The organism is Jiulongibacter sp. NS-SX5, from assembly GCF_052828545.1.
Genome location: NZ_CM128248.1, coordinates 508,350 through 525,291 on the forward strand (window position 1 = coordinate 508,350; position 16,942 = coordinate 525,291).

Annotated in this window: 15 protein-coding genes; 7 read left to right on the forward strand and 8 right to left on the reverse strand. The window is 39.3% G+C overall.

Annotated elements, in window-relative coordinates; all coding sequences use genetic code 11:
• Positions 1 to 45: 45 nt before the first annotated feature.
• From leuS to ACUXV0_RS02140, 3 genes are all read right to left on the reverse strand, one after another.
• Positions 46 to 2,841 (reverse strand): leucine--tRNA ligase, encoded by a 2,796-nt coding sequence (gene leuS / locus ACUXV0_RS02130; RefSeq protein ID WP_446191411.1) that lies wholly within the window; start codon positions 2,839 to 2,841, stop codon positions 46 to 48.
• An 88-nt stretch (positions 2,842 to 2,929) separates the two neighbouring features.
• On the reverse strand, positions 2,930 to 3,901 hold the full coding sequence (locus tag ACUXV0_RS02135; protein ID WP_446191412.1) for a sugar phosphate isomerase/epimerase family protein: 972 nt from the start codon (positions 3,899 to 3,901) through the stop codon (positions 2,930 to 2,932).
• A 12-nt stretch (positions 3,902 to 3,913) separates the two neighbouring features.
• On the reverse strand, positions 3,914 to 5,263 hold the full coding sequence (locus tag ACUXV0_RS02140; protein WP_446191413.1) for a Gfo/Idh/MocA family protein: 1,350 nt from the start codon (positions 5,261 to 5,263) through the stop codon (positions 3,914 to 3,916).
• 308 nt (positions 5,264 to 5,571) lie between these two features.
• Between ACUXV0_RS02140 and ACUXV0_RS02145 the strand changes: the two genes are divergently transcribed.
• The 5 genes from ACUXV0_RS02145 (at position 5,572) to ACUXV0_RS02165 (ending at position 10,353) form a co-directional block, all read left to right on the forward strand.
• Positions 5,572 to 5,988, forward strand: coding sequence for a 6-pyruvoyl trahydropterin synthase family protein (locus tag ACUXV0_RS02145; protein WP_446191414.1), 417 nt, complete (start codon positions 5,572 to 5,574; stop codon positions 5,986 to 5,988).
• Positions 5,951 to 6,667 (forward strand): GTP cyclohydrolase I FolE, encoded by a 717-nt coding sequence (gene folE / locus ACUXV0_RS02150; RefSeq protein WP_446191415.1) that lies wholly within the window; start codon positions 5,951 to 5,953, stop codon positions 6,665 to 6,667. Before ACUXV0_RS02145 ends, folE begins: the two co-directional genes overlap by 38 nt.
• Positions 6,668 to 6,794: 127 nt before the next feature.
• Complete coding sequence (locus ACUXV0_RS02155) at positions 6,795 to 7,493, forward strand: LytR/AlgR family response regulator transcription factor (RefSeq protein WP_446191416.1); 699 nt, start codon at positions 6,795 to 6,797, stop codon at positions 7,491 to 7,493.
• A complete protein-coding gene (locus ACUXV0_RS02160) occupies positions 7,490 to 9,412 on the forward strand; it encodes a histidine kinase (RefSeq protein WP_446191417.1) in 1,923 nt (640 codons plus the stop codon). Before ACUXV0_RS02155 ends, ACUXV0_RS02160 begins: the two co-directional genes overlap by 4 nt.
• A 140-nt stretch (positions 9,413 to 9,552) precedes the next feature.
• A complete protein-coding gene (locus tag ACUXV0_RS02165) occupies positions 9,553 to 10,353 on the forward strand; it encodes a hypothetical protein (RefSeq protein WP_446191418.1) in 801 nt (266 codons plus the stop codon).
• Between the two features lie 49 nt (positions 10,354 to 10,402).
• Here the strand turns inward: ACUXV0_RS02165 and ACUXV0_RS02170 are convergent, their stop codons facing one another.
• Entirely contained in the window at positions 10,403 to 11,092 is a 690-nt protein-coding gene (locus tag ACUXV0_RS02170) for a 3-keto-disaccharide hydrolase (RefSeq protein ID WP_446191419.1), read from the reverse strand.
• 56 nt (positions 11,093 to 11,148) lie between these two features.
• Positions 11,149 to 11,895 carry a 3-keto-disaccharide hydrolase gene (locus tag ACUXV0_RS02175; protein WP_446191420.1) on the reverse strand — a complete coding sequence of 249 codons (747 nt, stop codon included), beginning with the start codon at positions 11,893 to 11,895 and terminating at the stop codon, positions 11,149 to 11,151.
• Between the two features lie 283 nt (positions 11,896 to 12,178).
• On the opposite strand from ACUXV0_RS02175, the gene ACUXV0_RS02180 reads away from it, so the two are divergent.
• Positions 12,179 to 12,727: an NUDIX domain-containing protein gene (locus ACUXV0_RS02180; RefSeq protein ID WP_446191421.1), complete on the forward strand. Its 549-nt coding sequence runs from the start codon at positions 12,179 to 12,181 to the stop codon at positions 12,725 to 12,727.
• Here the strand turns inward: ACUXV0_RS02180 and surE are convergent.
• The 3 genes from surE to trhO form a co-directional block, all read right to left on the reverse strand.
• Positions 12,713 to 13,495 (reverse strand): 5'/3'-nucleotidase SurE, encoded by a 783-nt coding sequence (surE, locus tag ACUXV0_RS02185; RefSeq protein WP_446191422.1) that lies wholly within the window; start codon positions 13,493 to 13,495, stop codon positions 12,713 to 12,715. The genes ACUXV0_RS02180 and surE overlap by 15 nt on opposite strands.
• Positions 13,496 to 13,550: 55 nt before the next feature.
• Positions 13,551 to 15,056, reverse strand: a complete 1,506-nt coding sequence (locus tag ACUXV0_RS02190; protein WP_446191423.1) for a carboxylesterase/lipase family protein — start codon at positions 15,054 to 15,056, stop codon at positions 13,551 to 13,553.
• A 153-nt stretch (positions 15,057 to 15,209) separates the two neighbouring features.
• Positions 15,210 to 16,196, reverse strand: a complete 987-nt coding sequence (gene trhO, locus ACUXV0_RS02195) for an oxygen-dependent tRNA uridine(34) hydroxylase TrhO (protein WP_446191424.1) — start codon at positions 16,194 to 16,196, stop codon at positions 15,210 to 15,212.
• 101 nt (positions 16,197 to 16,297) lie between these two features.
• Between trhO and ACUXV0_RS02200 the strand changes: the two genes are divergently transcribed.
• Positions 16,298 to 16,927, forward strand: coding sequence for a deoxynucleoside kinase (locus ACUXV0_RS02200; protein WP_446191425.1), 630 nt, complete (start codon positions 16,298 to 16,300; stop codon positions 16,925 to 16,927).
• Positions 16,928 to 16,942: the final 15 nt, after the last annotated feature.

Below are 16,942 nucleotides of genomic sequence, written 5' to 3' on the forward strand. Positions count from 1 at the left end.
TTTGTCTTTTGACAAAGCCTTTCTCAAATAGTTGAGGTGTTTGAATTACACTACTACGTTTACAATTCGTTTAGGCACCACTATGATCTTTCTCAATGGTTTACCGTCCATCCATTTAATGACTTCTGCGTTTGCTAAGACTTCTTTTTCAATGGCATCCTTACTAGCATCAGCATCAAATTCAAGTTTCAAACGAACCTTACCACCGATCTGAATAGGGTAGAGGATGCTATCTTCTTTTAGATATTCCTCATTATAAACAGGGAATGCAGCTTCTGTAACGCTGGTTTGGTTGCCCAATTGATGCCAAAGTTCTTCCGCAATATGTGGGGCGTAAGGTGATAAGATGATCAATAAGGGCTCCAAAATAGCCTTCTTGTGACATTTGAGATCGGTTAGCTCATTTACACAAATCATGAAAGTACTTACCGAGGTGTTGAAAGAGAAGTTCTCAATGTCCTCACCTACTTTTTTGATGGCTTTGTGAAGTGCCTTAAGTTCGTCTTTTGTTGGTTCTTCTTCTGTAATAAGAGAATTAGAGTCCTGATCAAAGTAGAGTTTCCAGAGTTTCTTCAAGAAACGTGAAGTTCCTTCAATGCCTTTGGTATCCCAAGGTTTTGCTTCTGTCAATGGTCCAAGGAACATTTCATACAAACGCAAGGTGTCTGCTCCATAACGCTCTACCAGATCATCCGGGTTGACTACGTTGAACTTGGACTTTGACATCTTCTCTACCTCACTTCCACAGATGTACTTACCATCCTCCAGAATGAATTCAGGATTTTCTCCGATATCATTTCTTGTTTCAATGAATTTCGCCACATCCAGAACGTCATTGTCTACGATATTCACGTCTACATGTAATCTGGCGGTTTGGTATTCTTTGCGAAGTCCAAAGGACACAAAAGTCGGTTTATCGGCATCTTTTACTCTGTAAACAAAGCTTGATCTTCCCTGAATCATCCCCTGATTAATCAGCTTCTTGGCAAACTCCTCATTCTTAACAAAACCTCTGTCTTTCAGGAATTTATTCCAGAAGCGGCTATAGAGTAGGTGACCGGTAGCGTGCTCTGTTCCACCCAGATAAAGGTCAACATCCTGCCAGTAGTCCAAGGCCTCTTTCGATGCAAATTCGTTTTCATTTTGAGGGTCCATGTAGCGGTACCAGTACCAGCTACTACCTGCCCAGCCGGGCATGGTAGAGAGTTCATACTCATTACCCTTATAGCTCCATTCTTTGGCTCTGCCTAAAGGTGGCTCTCCACTTTCAGTTGGTTTATACTCGTCAATTTCTGGTAGAACTACTGGTAAATCCGACTCATCAACTAAGTAAGGTAAATCATTTTTGAAGTAAACAGGCACGGGTTCACCCCAATAACGTTGACGAGCAAAAACGGCATCTCTCAAGCGGTATTGAATTTTACCTTTGCCAATTTTCTCATTCTCTAAATGGCTAATTAATGCATTTACTGCAGCTTCATAATCTAAGCCTTTGATCATGCCATGAAGGTATTTACCCTCTTTGGAGTCATCAGCGGCCTCATCAAGGTTTTGCTGTGCATCTGAGACCTGAACTATGGGTAAATCAAATTTAGTAGCAAAAGCCCAGTCACGCTGATCACCGCTCGGGACTGCCATAACAGCCCCTGTTCCATAACCGGCCAACACATAATCAGCTATCCAAACAGGAATTTTATCTCCTGTAAGCGGGTGTATACAATAGGCACCAGTAAAGGCACCAGAAACAGTTTTGACATCAGACATTCTGTCCAGTTCAGATTTTTTAGCCGTGGCCTCAATGTATTGTTCTACCTCTGCCTTTTGAGCTTCTGTGGTGATTTGACTCACCAATTCATTTTCAGGAGCTAAAACCATAAAGCTAACACCATAAATGGTATCAACTCTCGTAGTAAATACTTCAATTTGGTTAACAGTGTCTCCATTTAATTCTACGGCATGCTCTAAAGCAAATTTTACAGAAGCTCCTTTAGAGCGACCTATCCAGTTCTTTTGTTGGTCTTTAAGAGAAGGCGACCAATCCACAGTATCAAGCCCATCAATGAGGCGGTCGCAGTAGGCTGTGATTCGCATCATCCATTGACGCATTTTCTTTTGAATCACCGGATATCCACCACGCTCAGAAACGCCATCTTTTACTTCATCATTAGAGAGTACCATACCTAACTCCGGGCAGAAATTTACCACAGAGTCAGAGAGATATGTCATTCTGTAGTTCAGCGTTATCTTGTATTGCTCTTCTTCAGAAAGGCTGTTCCACTCTTCGGCAGTGAACTCAGGAAGGTCGTCCTCACAAACGGCATTGACGGCAGCTGAACCACCTTTGGCAAAAAGAGCCTTTAATGATTCAATGTCCTCGGCTTTGTCTGTGTCTTTATTATACCAGCTATTGAAGAGCTGCATAAAGATCCACTGCGTCCATTTGTAATATTCTGGCGAAGAAGTTCTTATTTCACGAGACCAGTCATAGCCAAAACCGATGTTTTTGAGCTGTTTGATATAAGTCTCAATATTCTTTTCGGTGGTTATGGCAGGGTGCTGACCCGTCTGAATGGCGTATTGTTCTGCAGGTAAACCAAAAGAGTCGAAACCCATTGGATGTAGAACATTAAAACCCTTTAGTTTTTTATATCTGGCGTAGATATCAGAAGCAATATAGCCTAAAGGGTGGCCTACATGCAGACCTGCACCAGAAGGGTAAGGAAACATGTCCAGGACGTAAAACTTAGGTTTAGTAGTGTCTATTTCAACCTTGTAAGTCTGGTTTTCTTCCCAGAATTTCTGCCACTTTTTTTCGATCTCCTGATGCTGATAAATCGCCATTTTCGCTTTCTGTTCTTAAAATTTGGGCAAAAATAGGGAAAATGAATTCAGCATCATGGAGAAAACTCAAAAAGCGAAAGCCATGGTCTTAAGTCAAACAGCTTTTTGCATAGTCTACGCAGCGTTTAACCTCTTGAACGGCATCACTATTTTCAGGAACCTTGTATTCTAATTCTACTGAAACAGGGATATCGTAGCCTTTGTCTTTGAGGAGATTTAATACATCGCAGATCGGGGTGTCACCTGTTCCCCAGGCCAGGTTGCCAGCTCCATTATCCTTGGTCTGACGGTCCTTCATATGAATACTGCTGATACGGTCATGCTTTTCTTCAATAAGCTTGAGGAGACTTTCTTTAGTATTATTTCCACCTGCTGCTATATAATGACCTACATCCAGATTCAAGGTATTGTTTGGTGATTGGTCAAGAGCCTTGTCCCATAAGGTGTCAGTAGCCTGAGTATGTGCATGATAGCCAACAAGAATACCATGCTTCTCAGCAAATTTCCCTAATCTCAGAGTTTGAGACTCATCATGTGGTAGTTCTAATGTCACCGATTTCGCTCCCAAAATATTGGCCACTTTCATGCCGTATTCTACTTCTTCATCGGTATTATTAGCACCAAATGTGGAAGGTTTAAATGCATAAACTGAAATACCATTTGCTTTCAGTTTCTGAGCAGCTTTCTCAAATGGTTTCATGTCTACTGATGATCTCCACTTGACTAAATTTTCTTTGTATTTGTCCAGTTGTTCTCTTTCTTCGTCAGTTAGTTTTCTTCTTCTGCCTCCGGCAAAAAGGCTTCTGAAGTCAATAGGATTTGAAGGTGCACCGGCAAATAATTCAACAGGGTCTCCCATCAATTCAATTGCAGAAATGCCACATTCTTTACAATACCCGATTAAAGAATCTAAATCAGAGTCCATACTTCTGAAAGAGTAGGTAATTGCTCCAATTGTCGGTCCTTTTTTGGCACTTTGTGCCACCAGGCTATCATATTTAAGGATGGATAGCCCTCCTAGAGCCAATGCTGTGTTTTGTATAAATCCTCTTCTGTTCATGTCTTAATTATTTCAATATTTATTATTCAATCCAAAAATACGATTATTCGTTTTCCATGCACCTCTGGTGAAATCAGGGATTTCTACCGGTGAACTGCCTCTGGAAATTGAAAGCTCCGAAAGTGGGCTAATGGCAGACCATGCCGCAGCGTCATAGACATCAATTGGTGGAGCCACCTGATCTTTAATGGCTTCAATAAACCCACGAAGAACAAAGAAATCAATACCTCCATGACCGGCGTTTTCAGCGGCTTTGGCGTGTTCTTTCCATAAAGTATGATCATACTCCTTTTCATAGGGATCAAAAGACTCCCATCTGTGAGGCTTATCAGAGACATTTTGAAGATAAATCGTATTCCCGTCATTCATCCAGATTCCCTTAGTACCTTGAGCTCTAAATCCTAGAGAATAAGGGCGTGGGGAATTGGTATCGTGTATCAAAACGATGTTTTCACCGTTTTCGCATGCTATAGTGGTAGTGACGACGTCCCCCAGTTTAAAATTTACTTTAGCATTAGGATGATCATCTCCACCCTGATCTACAATATGCTTATGGAGACCTCTGGCTTTAGTGGCCATTGAGGTCAGGTAAGAGAATTTGTTCCCACGGTTGATGTCAAACCAATGAGCCACCGGGCCAAGACCATGAGTTGGGTAGATATCACCATTTCTGTCTACCGAGTGCTGTGTACGCCATTTGGCTTCAGAAAAGGCTTTTTCTCCAAACTCTACTCCACCGCCATAAGGTTTTGTGCCATCATTGAATTTAACTTCTCTAAGGTCATGCTGATAACCGCAATGGGCGTATAACATTTCTCCAAACATCCCTTTTCTGATCATATTGAGAATGGTCATGACATCTCTGCGGTAGCAAACATTCTCTAAAATCATGCAGTGTGAGCCTGTTTTCTCATAGGTGTTTACCAAATCCCAGGATTCCTGGAGGGTCACAGTTGCGGAGACTTCCACTGCGGTATATTTACCCGCCTCCATGCTATCTACAGACATTGGTACGTGCCATTCCCAGGGAGTTGAGATGACGATGCCGTCTAAGTCTTCTCGTTTGCATAGCTCTTTGTATGCGTAATCGCTTCCGGTGTAAACTTCTGGTTTGTTTTTACCTTTCTTTTCAAAAAGGTCAAGCGTTCGTTTTACCGCGTCCGGGTCAATATCACAGATGGCAGTGATATCTACATCATCTCTAAATAAGGCTTGTACCACATGACTTCTGCCACGTAAGCCTACACCAATAAAGCCAAGCTTAATATTTCCGGTGTTTCTATAGCTCTTTGAATTGAGAGAAACAAAAGGTACTGCCGATGCGGCCTTTGCTGTTTGTTGAATAAATGTTCTTCTGTTCATAGGGTTTATGGTCGGGTTGCTTTTTCAATCTGGCTAATCAGCCGTCATTAATTTGAGAAGAATTGGTGAATATTCGGCTCGTTTGAAGACTCTAAGTTGAATTTATTCGACTTACAGCTTAAGATCTACAAATCATGTCTAAGTTTTATATTTAAATAATTAGACAAATTTTATCCTTCATCGAACCTTTTCTAGAATAGAAGGTGTTATCTTCGTGAACTCACAAAAATGAGTATGACAAACTCGACGATTCTGAAATGTAGGGTACAAACTTTACCGTGGATTTGGAATCGTAAAAACAGATAAACTTGAAAAAGAAAGTAGCAGTTTTTAGGAAGGAGCATTTCAATGCTGCACACAGGCTTCATAATGCCGAGTGGTCAGATGAAATAAATGCAAAGGTTTTTGGAAAATGCAATAACCCGAACTATCACGGTCATAATTATAATCTTGACGTGAAGCTGGTTGGGGAGATTGACCCGAAAACAGGTTATGTGATTGATATGAAAGTTCTTTCAGACATCATTAAGGAACATGTGTTAGATGTTTTTGATCACAAAAACTTAAACCTGGATGTACCTCATTTTAAGGAGTTAAACCCTACGGCCGAGAACATCGTGGTGGTAATTCATGAACTATTAGAGAAGGCAATAAACAAACCTGAGCTTGAACTAACGGTCAGGCTATATGAAACAGAAAGAAACTATGTCGAGTACCCCGCATAAACAAAACCAGAAAGACATCGATGATATTGGAGATGATCACATCACCTCAAATATCTACGATACCCCGTTAAGGCCAGATGCCTTTGAGATGGATGATGAGACTAAAATGGAGAAAATTGAAGAACATTTTAGAGAAATCATGCACATCATGGGTTTAGACCTGAATGATGACAGCTTGAATGGAACACCTAGAAGGGTGGCAAAAATGTATGTAAAAGAACTTTTTAGCGGCCTGAACCCTAAGAATCTTCCTTCATTAACGCATTTCAAGAATCATTATAAGTACAAAGAAATGCTGGTGGAGAGAGACATCATGTTCCACTCTAACTGTGAGCATCATTTTGTGCCTATAGTTGGCAAGGCACATGTTGCCTATATTGCAAATGGTCATGTTATTGGCCTATCAAAACTCCATAGAATCGTGAATCATTTTGCTCGTAGACCGCAGGTTCAAGAGAGAATGACTATTCAAATAGGAGAGGCCTTAAAAACAGTTTTGGGCACACCAAGTGTGGCAGTGATATTAGATGCAGATCATATGTGTGTGAGTTCCAGAGGTATCAATGATCAAACCAGCTCTACAGTTACTTCCTATTATGGTGGTGAATTTGAGAAGTCTGAGACCAGAAGCGAGTTTGTAAAAATGGTAGGTCTCAGACAAGGTTTACTAAAGTACTAAGCTAATTTACAAGATTTTTAAAGGCCGATTTGCGACGCAGATCGGCCTTTTTTGGGTAGTATATACGTTTGTTTCTATTTGGGGGCTACATCCAAATTTTATAGTTTTATAATGTAACCCCTTGATCTTGAGAAAAAAATACACAGCGATAATAGTAGATGACGAGCCTCAAAGTATCCGAACTTTGAAGAAACAATTAGGCTTTGTAGACCTGGATATTGAGATAATTGGCTCTGCCACAAATGAGCAAAGTGCTCAGGAGTTAATTCAACAAAATCCCAAATTTGATTTTCTGTTTCTTGATATTGAATTAGGAAATACTGATGGTTTTGAATTATTAGCTAAATTCGATTTAGAAGAAACTCACTTGATTTTTGTTACAGCCTATGATGAATATGCTTTAAAGGCATTTCGGCATTTAGCCAGTGGCTATTTAACCAAGCCTGTTAGTATTGACCAGCTAGAGGAGTTATTGCTACATCTTGTCAGGAATTCTAAAAGTACTCGGGACTTTCATTTCAAAACCAAATCTGGAATGGAGCTGATCGATCAAAAGACTATTCTTTATGCTCAGGCTGATGGCAGCTATACCAAGCTGTATTTAAAAAATGGTGAAACTAAAGTGTTGAGCAAAAACCTTAAGAATGTTTCAGAAGAGCTAAACGAAACCGACTTTTTACGTATCCATTCAAAATATCTTGTTCAATTAGACGCCATAAAACAAATTAAGCTTGGTGTAAAAAGCTCAGTACTCTTGGACAATGGGGAAGAAATTCCAGCTTCAAGAACGCACAAGGAGAAATTGAAAGAACTGTATTTTAAGTGATTAAAAAGATTGTATTCGTATTAGTTAGCCTCTTTTCCTTTGTGGTTAAAGCACAGGAATTGCCGACGTGTACAAACTGCCTTGATTCAGTTCTCACTTTTTTTTGGGATAAAAACAATGCCTTAGATTACCCCTTAGGTGATACCGTAAGTACATCATTTGAATTTACATCTGAAGCTGTTTCAGAAGGTTTGCTTTTCGTAGGAACAGGTGACATTATTACATTAAACGTCAGCAAAGATGGTGAGCTGGAAAAGACCTTTAATTTAGGTAGGTCAGCTACTCGCAATGATCTTCCTGAAAAATACGGACGTTTTTTTGTGCCTATTCAATTTCAAAAAGGTGAATACCTTATCCGACTGAAATCGGCTAGCCTAAGTAACCTTTCCTACATACACCATTGCTTGTATTTGAAGGGGGATAGCTATGAAGCCCTGGAAAATAGATTGCATAATAATGCAAGAACGAATACTCTGATCACCTGGCTGTTAGTGATTGTATCATTTCTTTTCACTGTACTTTCTGCGGTTACTTTTTTCCTATACAAAAACAGATTTTACAGGTCCTATTTAGTTTATACTTTTTTACTATTCTTGATAGCTTCAGTCTATTTAGACTTTTTCAGTCAAAATTTAAGTGCATTTACATATCCCATAATTTACAGTTATTTCATTCTAGCTATTCAGCAATGGATTTATGCAGCTTATAATCAGTTTGTTATTGAGTTTCTTGATTTGTATCATGAAGAGAGAAAAACTTTCTATATCCTCAAAACAGAGCAAGCTATTCACTTGATTTTGAGCCTTCTATTGCCGTTTCTACTATATTACACTCATGACTATCAATGGATGCTGAAGAAGGTCAGCATAATAAACCTAGCAAACGGGTTTCTCGGTTTCTGGGCCATCATAAGGATCATAAGAATTATTAAAACTCCACTTAAATATTATCTGGTAATAGGAACCATATTCTTTGCATTCTCCGGTTTTGCAGAATTGTTTCTAACCAGAATAATTGGTGCTTATCTCGCCAGAGATTTCTATTCACCAACCTGGAACGGCTTCATAGGATTCAATATTTTTCAGATTGGTGTAATGGTGGATATGGCTATGTTTTATCTGGCTCTGAACCATAAAACCGCCCAATCTGACAAAGAAAAGCTGATCTATGAGAAGAAAGTGGTAGAGCAGCTCAAAGAAAATGAAATGCTCCAAAAAGAGCTTAATACCTATCTGGAGAATGAAATAAAACTGAAAGAGTCTGAACTGGAAAAAAGTAAATTACTTTCACAAAAGAATGAGGTAGAGGCGTCTCTTCTGAAGTCTCAATTGAAATCTATACAGCTCAGAATGAACCCTCATTACTTTTTCAACTCTCTCAATTCAATCAACGATTTCATTTTTGAAAAAGAACCTAGAAAGGCATCTGAGTATCTGGCAAAGTATGCTTCTTTAATGAGAATAGTATTGAATAATTCTGAGCATTTGGAGATAAGTGTGGAAGATGAGCTGGAGCACTTACAAACCTACCTTGAGTTGGAGAAAATTCGTTTTGAAGAAAGGTTTGATTACACAATAGAAACCAAAGGTGGAATAGAATTAAATAAGGTCAAATTACCTACCATGCTACTTCAACCAATTCTTGAGAATAGTATCTGGCATGGTTTTAAAAACCTGAGCCATAAGGGAATCATATCTATTTCTATGGTATTGGAAAAGGATTTTTTGGAGGTTAAGCTTTCGGATAATGGACACGGGTTTAGCCAGAATAAGTCTGGTCATATATCCATGGGTCTAAAAAGTGTACGTGAGAAAATTGATATTTTGAATAAGGTCAACAGTTCTAAAATTAGACTAAGTCAACATAGCGATGCGGGTAAGGGAGTGGTTACTGAGTTTTGTTTTCCTTTAAAACCATAAAGTAGAAAATTGTGCTGAATACAAAAGAGGATTGCCCATTTACAAAATGGATTAGAGAAAAAGAAGATAGGCTAGTAGTTTGATAACAAACTATTTAATCTATGCGGAATCTATATTTAATTTATTTTCTTCTCATAAGTATGTCAGGAATTGCCCAGTCTTCATTAGTGACTCCAGACTCAATTCAATCGCCAAAAATGATTAGTGATACTGTGGTCACATCTAGCTTGACAGCGGATAGTATTTTGACTCACTCAGTAAATTCGCACATCTATGTAATATCAGAACTTAGCAGTAATTTCAATAATTCGCCTGTTTTTGTAGGTCAGGATAGTTCGGTAGGTTATTTCACAACGAGAGCTGATAGTTTTGCACTGCAAATTCCCGCCTCAGCTTTTAGACCCATGAATTTTGAGGCAGAAGGCCAAACGATCCAACCAGACTATTATGCAGCTTCTCAAATATTCCAAGGAGGTCTCACTTGGGGTATAGATGCCTTTATTCCATTTATCGCTCCGTTTCAGTTGTCTTTAAATAATACTCATCGAAATATCCGATTGAAAGAAATAGAGGTTTGTGCCTTAGACCAAAATTCAGATATGAATCTGCTTGCTATTCTTCATGAGACTTATTTTGATAGCTCTTTTACTTACGTGGATTCTGTTCGAATGTATGCGGTTTCGTCCGGAGGTGGATTAAATAATAGAAAATGTTGGCAGGCACCTATCACCGTTTCAGATTCTGATAATTTTAATCTGTCTCAAGCTGATAAAACTTACTGGATAGAAGTGGTTCCTATAAAGGAGGTTTTTGAATATACACCAGGGGATTCTCTTAATCCCGAATATGGTAACTGGCCTCCCTTAAATACCGGTAATCCAAATACTCCGAATGGTAAACTTCGTTTATTGAATGTTAGAGTGTATTATTCTCACAAATAAAAAAAGGCAGACCCCGCGGCCTGCCTTTCATGGTTTGCTCTTTAGAAGCTTATAGCTTTCTTATTTTCATGTTTTTGAATGATACCACGTTCCCGTGATCCTGAAGACCTACAAGACCTTTACTGTATTTTCCAAAATCACTCCAGTCTTTAAATTTACTTTCAGCTACTAGTGCTTCCCAGCCCGTGCCTGAAGAAGGATACGTCACAGCGAGTTTTCCATTTTGCCATACCGTTACCACATTATCCTTCTTGTATATACGTACAGAGTTCCATTGGTCAAAACCATTGGCTTTTACGGCAGAAGGAATCATATCGTATAATGAACCAGATTGGTGGTTTCCGTTTCTACCGGCCGTGGCATCAGGATGATTAACGTCATCCAATACCTGAATTTCTGGACCGGTCATGTAAGGTGTACCGTTTTTCTTACTCTCTTTAACGCCGTAAAAAATACCGCTGTTTCCACCTTTTTCTATCTTCCATTCCAGAACGAACTCAAAGTCTTCAAATTCCTCATTGGTGACAAGGTCGTTTACTTTCCAATCGCTTTTGCCTTTTGGATTAAACGAATAAACGCCATCTGTGATCGTCCATTTGTCTGAGACCTTCTCATAAGGGTGATTATAGATGTGCCAGTGATCAAAGGTACCATCAGATAGATTGATCCATTGACCATCCTGTGCCTGAGATAAATAACATAGAGAAAATGTAATTAAAAGTAATAGTGTCTTTTTCATTAAATATGTAAATAAGGTTAAGGACGCAATTTAAGCCAAATTCCGTAAGGTATGGCTTAAAGGTCTTGTAATTCCTTGATTTTGATATTTCTGAAGGAGACACCTTTTGACCAATATTGTAGAGCTATATGGCCTTCGGTATTCTTACCGAAATGGGGTATGTTTTTGAATTCACTCTGTTCTATAGTTTCTTTCCAGTCTTCTATGTTCATATCTGCTTCGCCAGAGATATTACCATTAAGCCAGAATGAAACTCTACCTTCTACCTGCTGGATTCTTCCTTGATTCCATTCACCAGTAGGCTTAACTTCTACGTTATCAGGGTATTGGGTGAGCCCATAAATTGTGCCCGACCATCTGGTAGGGTTCTTTGCGTAGCTTCTTTCTTCAATAACCTTCTTATCAAGAATCTGATATTCGATCCCGTTATGCCAGGAGTGCCTCGCAGAATCGTTTTCCTGTAAATTAATGAGTACGCCGGAATTTCCGCCTTCAGTAATTTTCCACTCGAAAACCAGATCAAAGTTCTTGAAAGTCCTATCTGTAACCAGGTCACCATGTTCTATTTCAAATGAATAGGGGTAGCATACCAGTTCGCCATCTTTAGCATTCCAGTTAGAAGGGACTTTTCCAAGATGATACAAGTGCCATCCATTTAGTGACTTTCCGTCAAAAAGTAACTCCCAACCTTCCGCTTTTTCTTGTTCAGAAAGAGTATTATGTATACTAAACTCCTCTTCACAGGAGAATAGAAATAAACCTGGGATGATCAGATAAGTGAGAAGTTTCAGTTTGGCTAACATCGGTTCAATTTGGAATTAAAGTCTTCTTTGAGGATGTTTCGTTGCTAAAATTAAATAAAACTTTTTCCTTTTCGACAAAAATCATTGTTTTGTCTTCATAAAATTTGGTTTAAGTTGCTTATTTCTTACACTATTTTACTGTTAAGAAAACATTAACAAATACTTTTTTGACAGTTTAAGTACACTTTAAGTCATTCATATATAAGTTTTTAAGCCGTAAATAGACTCGATTTTCGATGAAATTGAAGAGTTTTTAGTCTAGAAAATGATATAATTTTGACCAATGGAGCAGATTGAAAATCCGTGGAAGATTTTGGAAGAGAAAATTGTCTATGAAAACAATTGGATCCAGGTGGTACACAAAGATGTGTTGAATCCAAATGGCAACCCGGGCATATACGGCCAGGTAAATTTTAAGAATATAGCTATCGGAGTGATACCGGTAGATGAAGAGGGGTATACCTGGTTGGTGGGTCAGTACCGTTTTCCTTTGAATGAGTATTCATGGGAAATTCCTGAAGGCGGCTGCCCGGAAGGAGAGAATATGCTTGATGCCGCCAAACGCGAGCTTAAGGAAGAAACCGGCATGGAGGCTGAGCACTATGAAATTATCAGTAAAATACATACTTCAAACTCCGTATGCAATGAAGTGGCCTATATTTATCTGGCCAAAGGATTGACACATGGCACGGCTTCTCCGGAGGATACGGAAGAGCTCCAGGTAAAAAAAATAAAGCTCACGGAGGCTATTGAAATGGTTTTGAATAACCAAATTACAGACTCCATGAGCGTGGCAGGTTTAATGAAAGCGAAGGCCTTATTTAACCTTTAAGTCCCATTCAGATAGTTTTTCTATTGACTCGTAGTCTGTTAAATCTGTTTGACAAGGTACTACGCTGGCATAATTATTATCTAAGCACCACATATCTGTTTCCTCATTTCCAGGTTCGTGGTTGATGAATTCACCACCCATCCAGAAGTAAGGTCTGCCATGTGGGTCTGTACGAGCATCAAATTCCTCTTTCCAGTATCCATTAGTTTGACGTACCACCTTGATTCCTTTAATGGGTTCTTTACTTGCCTTAGGGAAGTTTACGTTTAAAGCTCTATGAGCCGGTAATCCATTGGAAATGGTGGTTTCACAAATCTTTTGGATAAAAGGAAGTGTATGCTCAAAATCTGCGTCATACCTGAAGTCATCGATTGAAAAACCAATGGCCGGGATACCCTCTATTGAGCCTTCACGTGCAGCAGCCATTGTGCCACTGTAAATCACTGAAATTGAAGCGTTATGCCCATGATTTATACCAGAAACTACAAGGTTTATTGTTCTATCTTTGAGCAATTGATGCTTAGCAAGCTTTACACAATCAGCTGGTGTGCCACTACATTCATAGGCTTCCACTCCTTCACCAAAAATGTTTGATTTTTTAATGTGAATGGTACTATCAACGGTAATGGCATGACCCATCCCGGAGTTTGGGCTGTCTGGTGCTAAAACTACTACTTCGCCTATTTCCTTAACCACTGAAACCAGTGCTGCTATTCCTTTAGAGGTGATTCCGTCATCATTTGTGACTAGAATTAAAGGTTTGTTCATGAATGCTTCTTTTTTTGCAAAGGTACAGTAATCATTACATTCAGCTTACCTATTTCTAGTTTATAAGAATGTTAAGTTCTTTTTCGTAAAGGCCATTTTGAGTTCTGGTTTCTTCATCAATTACTTGTATTGCTTTATCGCTGGAATTGTAGCTGTTCCATTCTGGCAAACCACTGCCGTTAGGATTTCCTGTTTTTATAAAATTCAAAAAATACGAAGAAAGTGTGGCCTCTACCTTAAGGTCATGAGCTTGCCACGGTCTGTCCCATGTATGTAAATTTTGCAAAGCATAAGGAACATCTGATGTATGGAATGCACCATAATTTGGGAAGTCAGGTTTGTCTGTAGGTACGTGCTTTACTTCATAGATATAAACTGGCTCCTTTTGATCAGCCGCCAGAATTATTGTAGGAATGCCTGCAAATCCTAAGGTTGAAGAAAGAACTCTAACCTTTGAAACGTCTTCGTCAGTTTCGGCATTGAAAATTTTCAAATACTCGTCTGCTTTATCACCCATTCGGGTTTCAATATCTTTAATGTAGGCTTGTCTGGTCATAGGCATACCTGACAAGAAGGCACCGTCATCTTTGGTCCAGCCTGTGAGTACAGGTACTTTATTAGCTCTATTCTCAAACGAATCCTCCTTTAGGAACAGGCCATCTCTGATAACACCCAAACCTCCGGTTCTTGGTATTTTTTGAGAGGCTGCTAATATTTCTTCGGCAGATACTGCTCTAAGATCATTTATGCTGTTCAATTGAAGTTCTTTCTGCAATAGGAGCCCAGTTCTTTCACCTGTTTCCAGTGACTCTGGTAGTCTGTTTGGTCCCCACCCACCACTCATGGCAACTGCTTTCTGAAATAAACCGCTGGCCATTTCAGAAGCCATTAAACTGTGCACACTCATAGAACCGGCAGATTGTCCTCCAATGGAAATATTATTTGGGTCGCCTCCAAACTTCGCAATGTTCTCTTTAACCCACTCGAGTCCAGCTACTTGATCCATGAATCCGTAGTTGCCACTATGGCCGCCTTGCTCTTCTGAAAGTTCAGGATGTGCCAAGAAGCCGAAAGGCCCTACACGGTAGTTAATGCTCACGAATACCACACCATTTTTGGCGTAAGATTCGCCGTCATAGATATCACAAGCAGCAGACCCTGAACTGAAGCCACCGCCATAAATCCAGACAAAAACAGGAAGCTTTTCAGTGGTTTCTTTCGCTGATGTCCAAACATTGAGATATAAGCAGTCTTCAGAAAGGGGAGATGGCGGAGCGATGAATTCTTTTGACCATCCATAAAAAGGTGCCGGCTTATTCTGAAACGGACTAGCTGAAAATTCTACCGTTTCTTTAATGCCTGACCATGGCTCTACGGGCTGAGGTGCTTTCCATCTAAGTTCGTTTACTGGTGGAGCAGCAAACGGTATACCTTTAAAAATAGTAAGTTGGTTCTTCGAGTAGCCCTTTATTTTGCCCGATGGCAAGCTTACCGTTTCTTGTATTTGATTTTGAGAAAAAAGGAGAAAAGGTATTAGTAAGAGGCTGAATAAGAGTTTCATATCAATAGGTTATTAAGGTTATAGTTGGATTTCAAAATTAAACGAATGCATCAAAGAACGGTCATCAATCGGTAGATAATATCGTCAGAAGGGTATAAAAAAAGCTCGTTTAGATAATATCAAACGAGCTTTTGAGGATAAGCTTTAATTCACTTATTCACAGAGACCTAAATCTTCTACGATATGTAATTTCTTGGTGTTTTTTCGTGTTCTTGCCGCTATTTCAGGCGAGTAACCCGTCATGTCTTTTTGGTAATAACCCGTACCATTATAAGGTCTTTTTCTTGGATGATCCTTACACTCAACCGAACATGCACCTTCCATTTCTTCGCCACATTTTTCGCAGATAGGTAAGTGTTCGTTGCATTCTGGGTTGGCACAGTTTACCATTCTATCGCACTTATCACCACAAATATGACATTCAGATATTACTTCAGGGTTGATTTTGTTAACATTGGTGGTTAATCTCCCATCAAAGACGTAACACTTGCCATCAAAATTCTCACCACCTTCTTCTAAACCGTATTTAATGATACCTCCATGTAACTGGTATACGTTTTCAAAGCCTTGATCCAGAAGGTACGCAGAAGCTTTTTCACACTTGATTCCTCCTGTGCAGTATGTTATCACCTTTTTGTTTTTCAGATGCTCTATCTCATGCATATGTTCGGGCAGCTCTCTTAGATTTTCCATGTCAAAAGTGACTGCACCTTTGAACTTACCCACCATGTGCTCGTAATTAGAACGCATGTCTACCAGCACCACATCTTCATCATTCATCATGTTTTTAAACTCAGCAGGTTCCAGATGAATCCCTGTTTGCTTTCTTGGGTCTACTGGCAGTTCAGAGTGCACTATCTCTTTCTTGATTCTCACATAAAGCTTTTTGAAAGCATGACCTTCATGAGCTTCTACCTTGAAATCAATTGAGCTGAATCGAGGATCAGACTTGACCCATTTCATGTAAGCTTCGCAATCTTCTTTTGTGCCAGACACCGTTCCATTCAGTCCTTCAGGTGCCACTATAATTCTTCCTAACAAGTTATTGTCAAGGCAAAACTGATGATGGATGTCTCTGTATTCTACCGGGTTTTCAATCGGTGAATAGACATAGTACAATAAAACGCTGTATTCCTGCATGATCTCTTGATGAAATTCTCCGCAAAATTACAAAAGCCTAGCCTTAATTCTATGATTGCTGTCATCAAAAGCCCTACTTTTGCAAAAAAGACCTTTACTCTATGCACATTGCCATCACCGGGAACATCGGTGCCGGAAAAACAACTTTAGCAGAAAAGCTTGCTGAACATTATGGCTGGGAAGTCTATTATGAAGCGGTGGATGGTAACCCATACCTGGCTCCTTTTTACGGTGATATGAAAAAGTGGTCTTTTCATCTGCAAATTTTCTTTCTCAATAGTCGCTTTGAGCAGGTTTTAAAAATCAAATCAAAAGAAGATCTGACCATTATTCAAGACAGAACGATTTATGAAGATGCTTACATCTTTGCTCAAAATCTGTACGAGTCTGGCTTATTGAATGATACTGATTTTCAGACGTACAGGTCTCTTTTTGAAACCATAATGCAGGCTATTACCCCGCCTGACTTAATGATCTACCTCAAAGCTGATATTCCTAAGCTAGTGACCCAAATCAAAAAGAGAGGAAGAGATTATGAAGAGAGTATTGATCCCGAATATCTGAGAAGTTTAAATGTATTGTATGAATCTTTTACTGAGAAATATGATCACGGTAAACTGATTGAGATAGATGTCAACGAGCTGGATTTCGTTGGGAATGAAGATCACTTTACATACATCACTAAGCAAATAGAGCAAAATGTCAATCTTGGGAAACAACTTAAGATTTAACAACTATTAAAGAGG

What these genes read in the sequence shown, in the direction of transcription:
- leuS (WP_446191411.1), bottom strand. Translation starts at nt 2,841, where the DNA reads ATGGCGATTTATCAGCATCAGGAGATCGAAAAAAAGTGGCAGAAATTC.
- ACUXV0_RS02135 (WP_446191412.1), bottom strand. Translation starts at nt 3,901, where the DNA reads ATGAACAGAAGAGGATTTATACAAAACACAGCATTGGCTCTAGGAGGG.
- ACUXV0_RS02140 (WP_446191413.1), bottom strand. Translation starts at nt 5,263, where the DNA reads ATGAACAGAAGAACATTTATTCAACAAACAGCAAAGGCCGCATCGGCA.
- folE (WP_446191415.1), top strand. Translation starts at nt 5,951, where the DNA reads ATGAAACAGAAAGAAACTATGTCGAGTACCCCGCATAAACAAAACCAG.
- ACUXV0_RS02165 (WP_446191418.1), top strand. Translation starts at nt 9,553, where the DNA reads ATGTCAGGAATTGCCCAGTCTTCATTAGTGACTCCAGACTCAATTCAA.
- ACUXV0_RS02170 (WP_446191419.1), bottom strand. Translation starts at nt 11,092, where the DNA reads ATGAAAAAGACACTATTACTTTTAATTACATTTTCTCTATGTTATTTA.
- ACUXV0_RS02175 (WP_446191420.1), bottom strand. Translation starts at nt 11,895, where the DNA reads ATGTTAGCCAAACTGAAACTTCTCACTTATCTGATCATCCCAGGTTTA.
- ACUXV0_RS02180 (WP_446191421.1), top strand. Translation starts at nt 12,179, where the DNA reads ATGGAGCAGATTGAAAATCCGTGGAAGATTTTGGAAGAGAAAATTGTC.
- surE (WP_446191422.1), bottom strand. Translation starts at nt 13,495, where the DNA reads ATGAACAAACCTTTAATTCTAGTCACAAATGATGACGGAATCACCTCT.
- ACUXV0_RS02190 (WP_446191423.1), bottom strand. Translation starts at nt 15,056, where the DNA reads ATGAAACTCTTATTCAGCCTCTTACTAATACCTTTTCTCCTTTTTTCT.
- trhO (WP_446191424.1), bottom strand. Translation starts at nt 16,196, where the DNA reads ATGCAGGAATACAGCGTTTTATTGTACTATGTCTATTCACCGATTGAA.
- ACUXV0_RS02200 (WP_446191425.1), top strand. Translation starts at nt 16,298, where the DNA reads ATGCACATTGCCATCACCGGGAACATCGGTGCCGGAAAAACAACTTTA.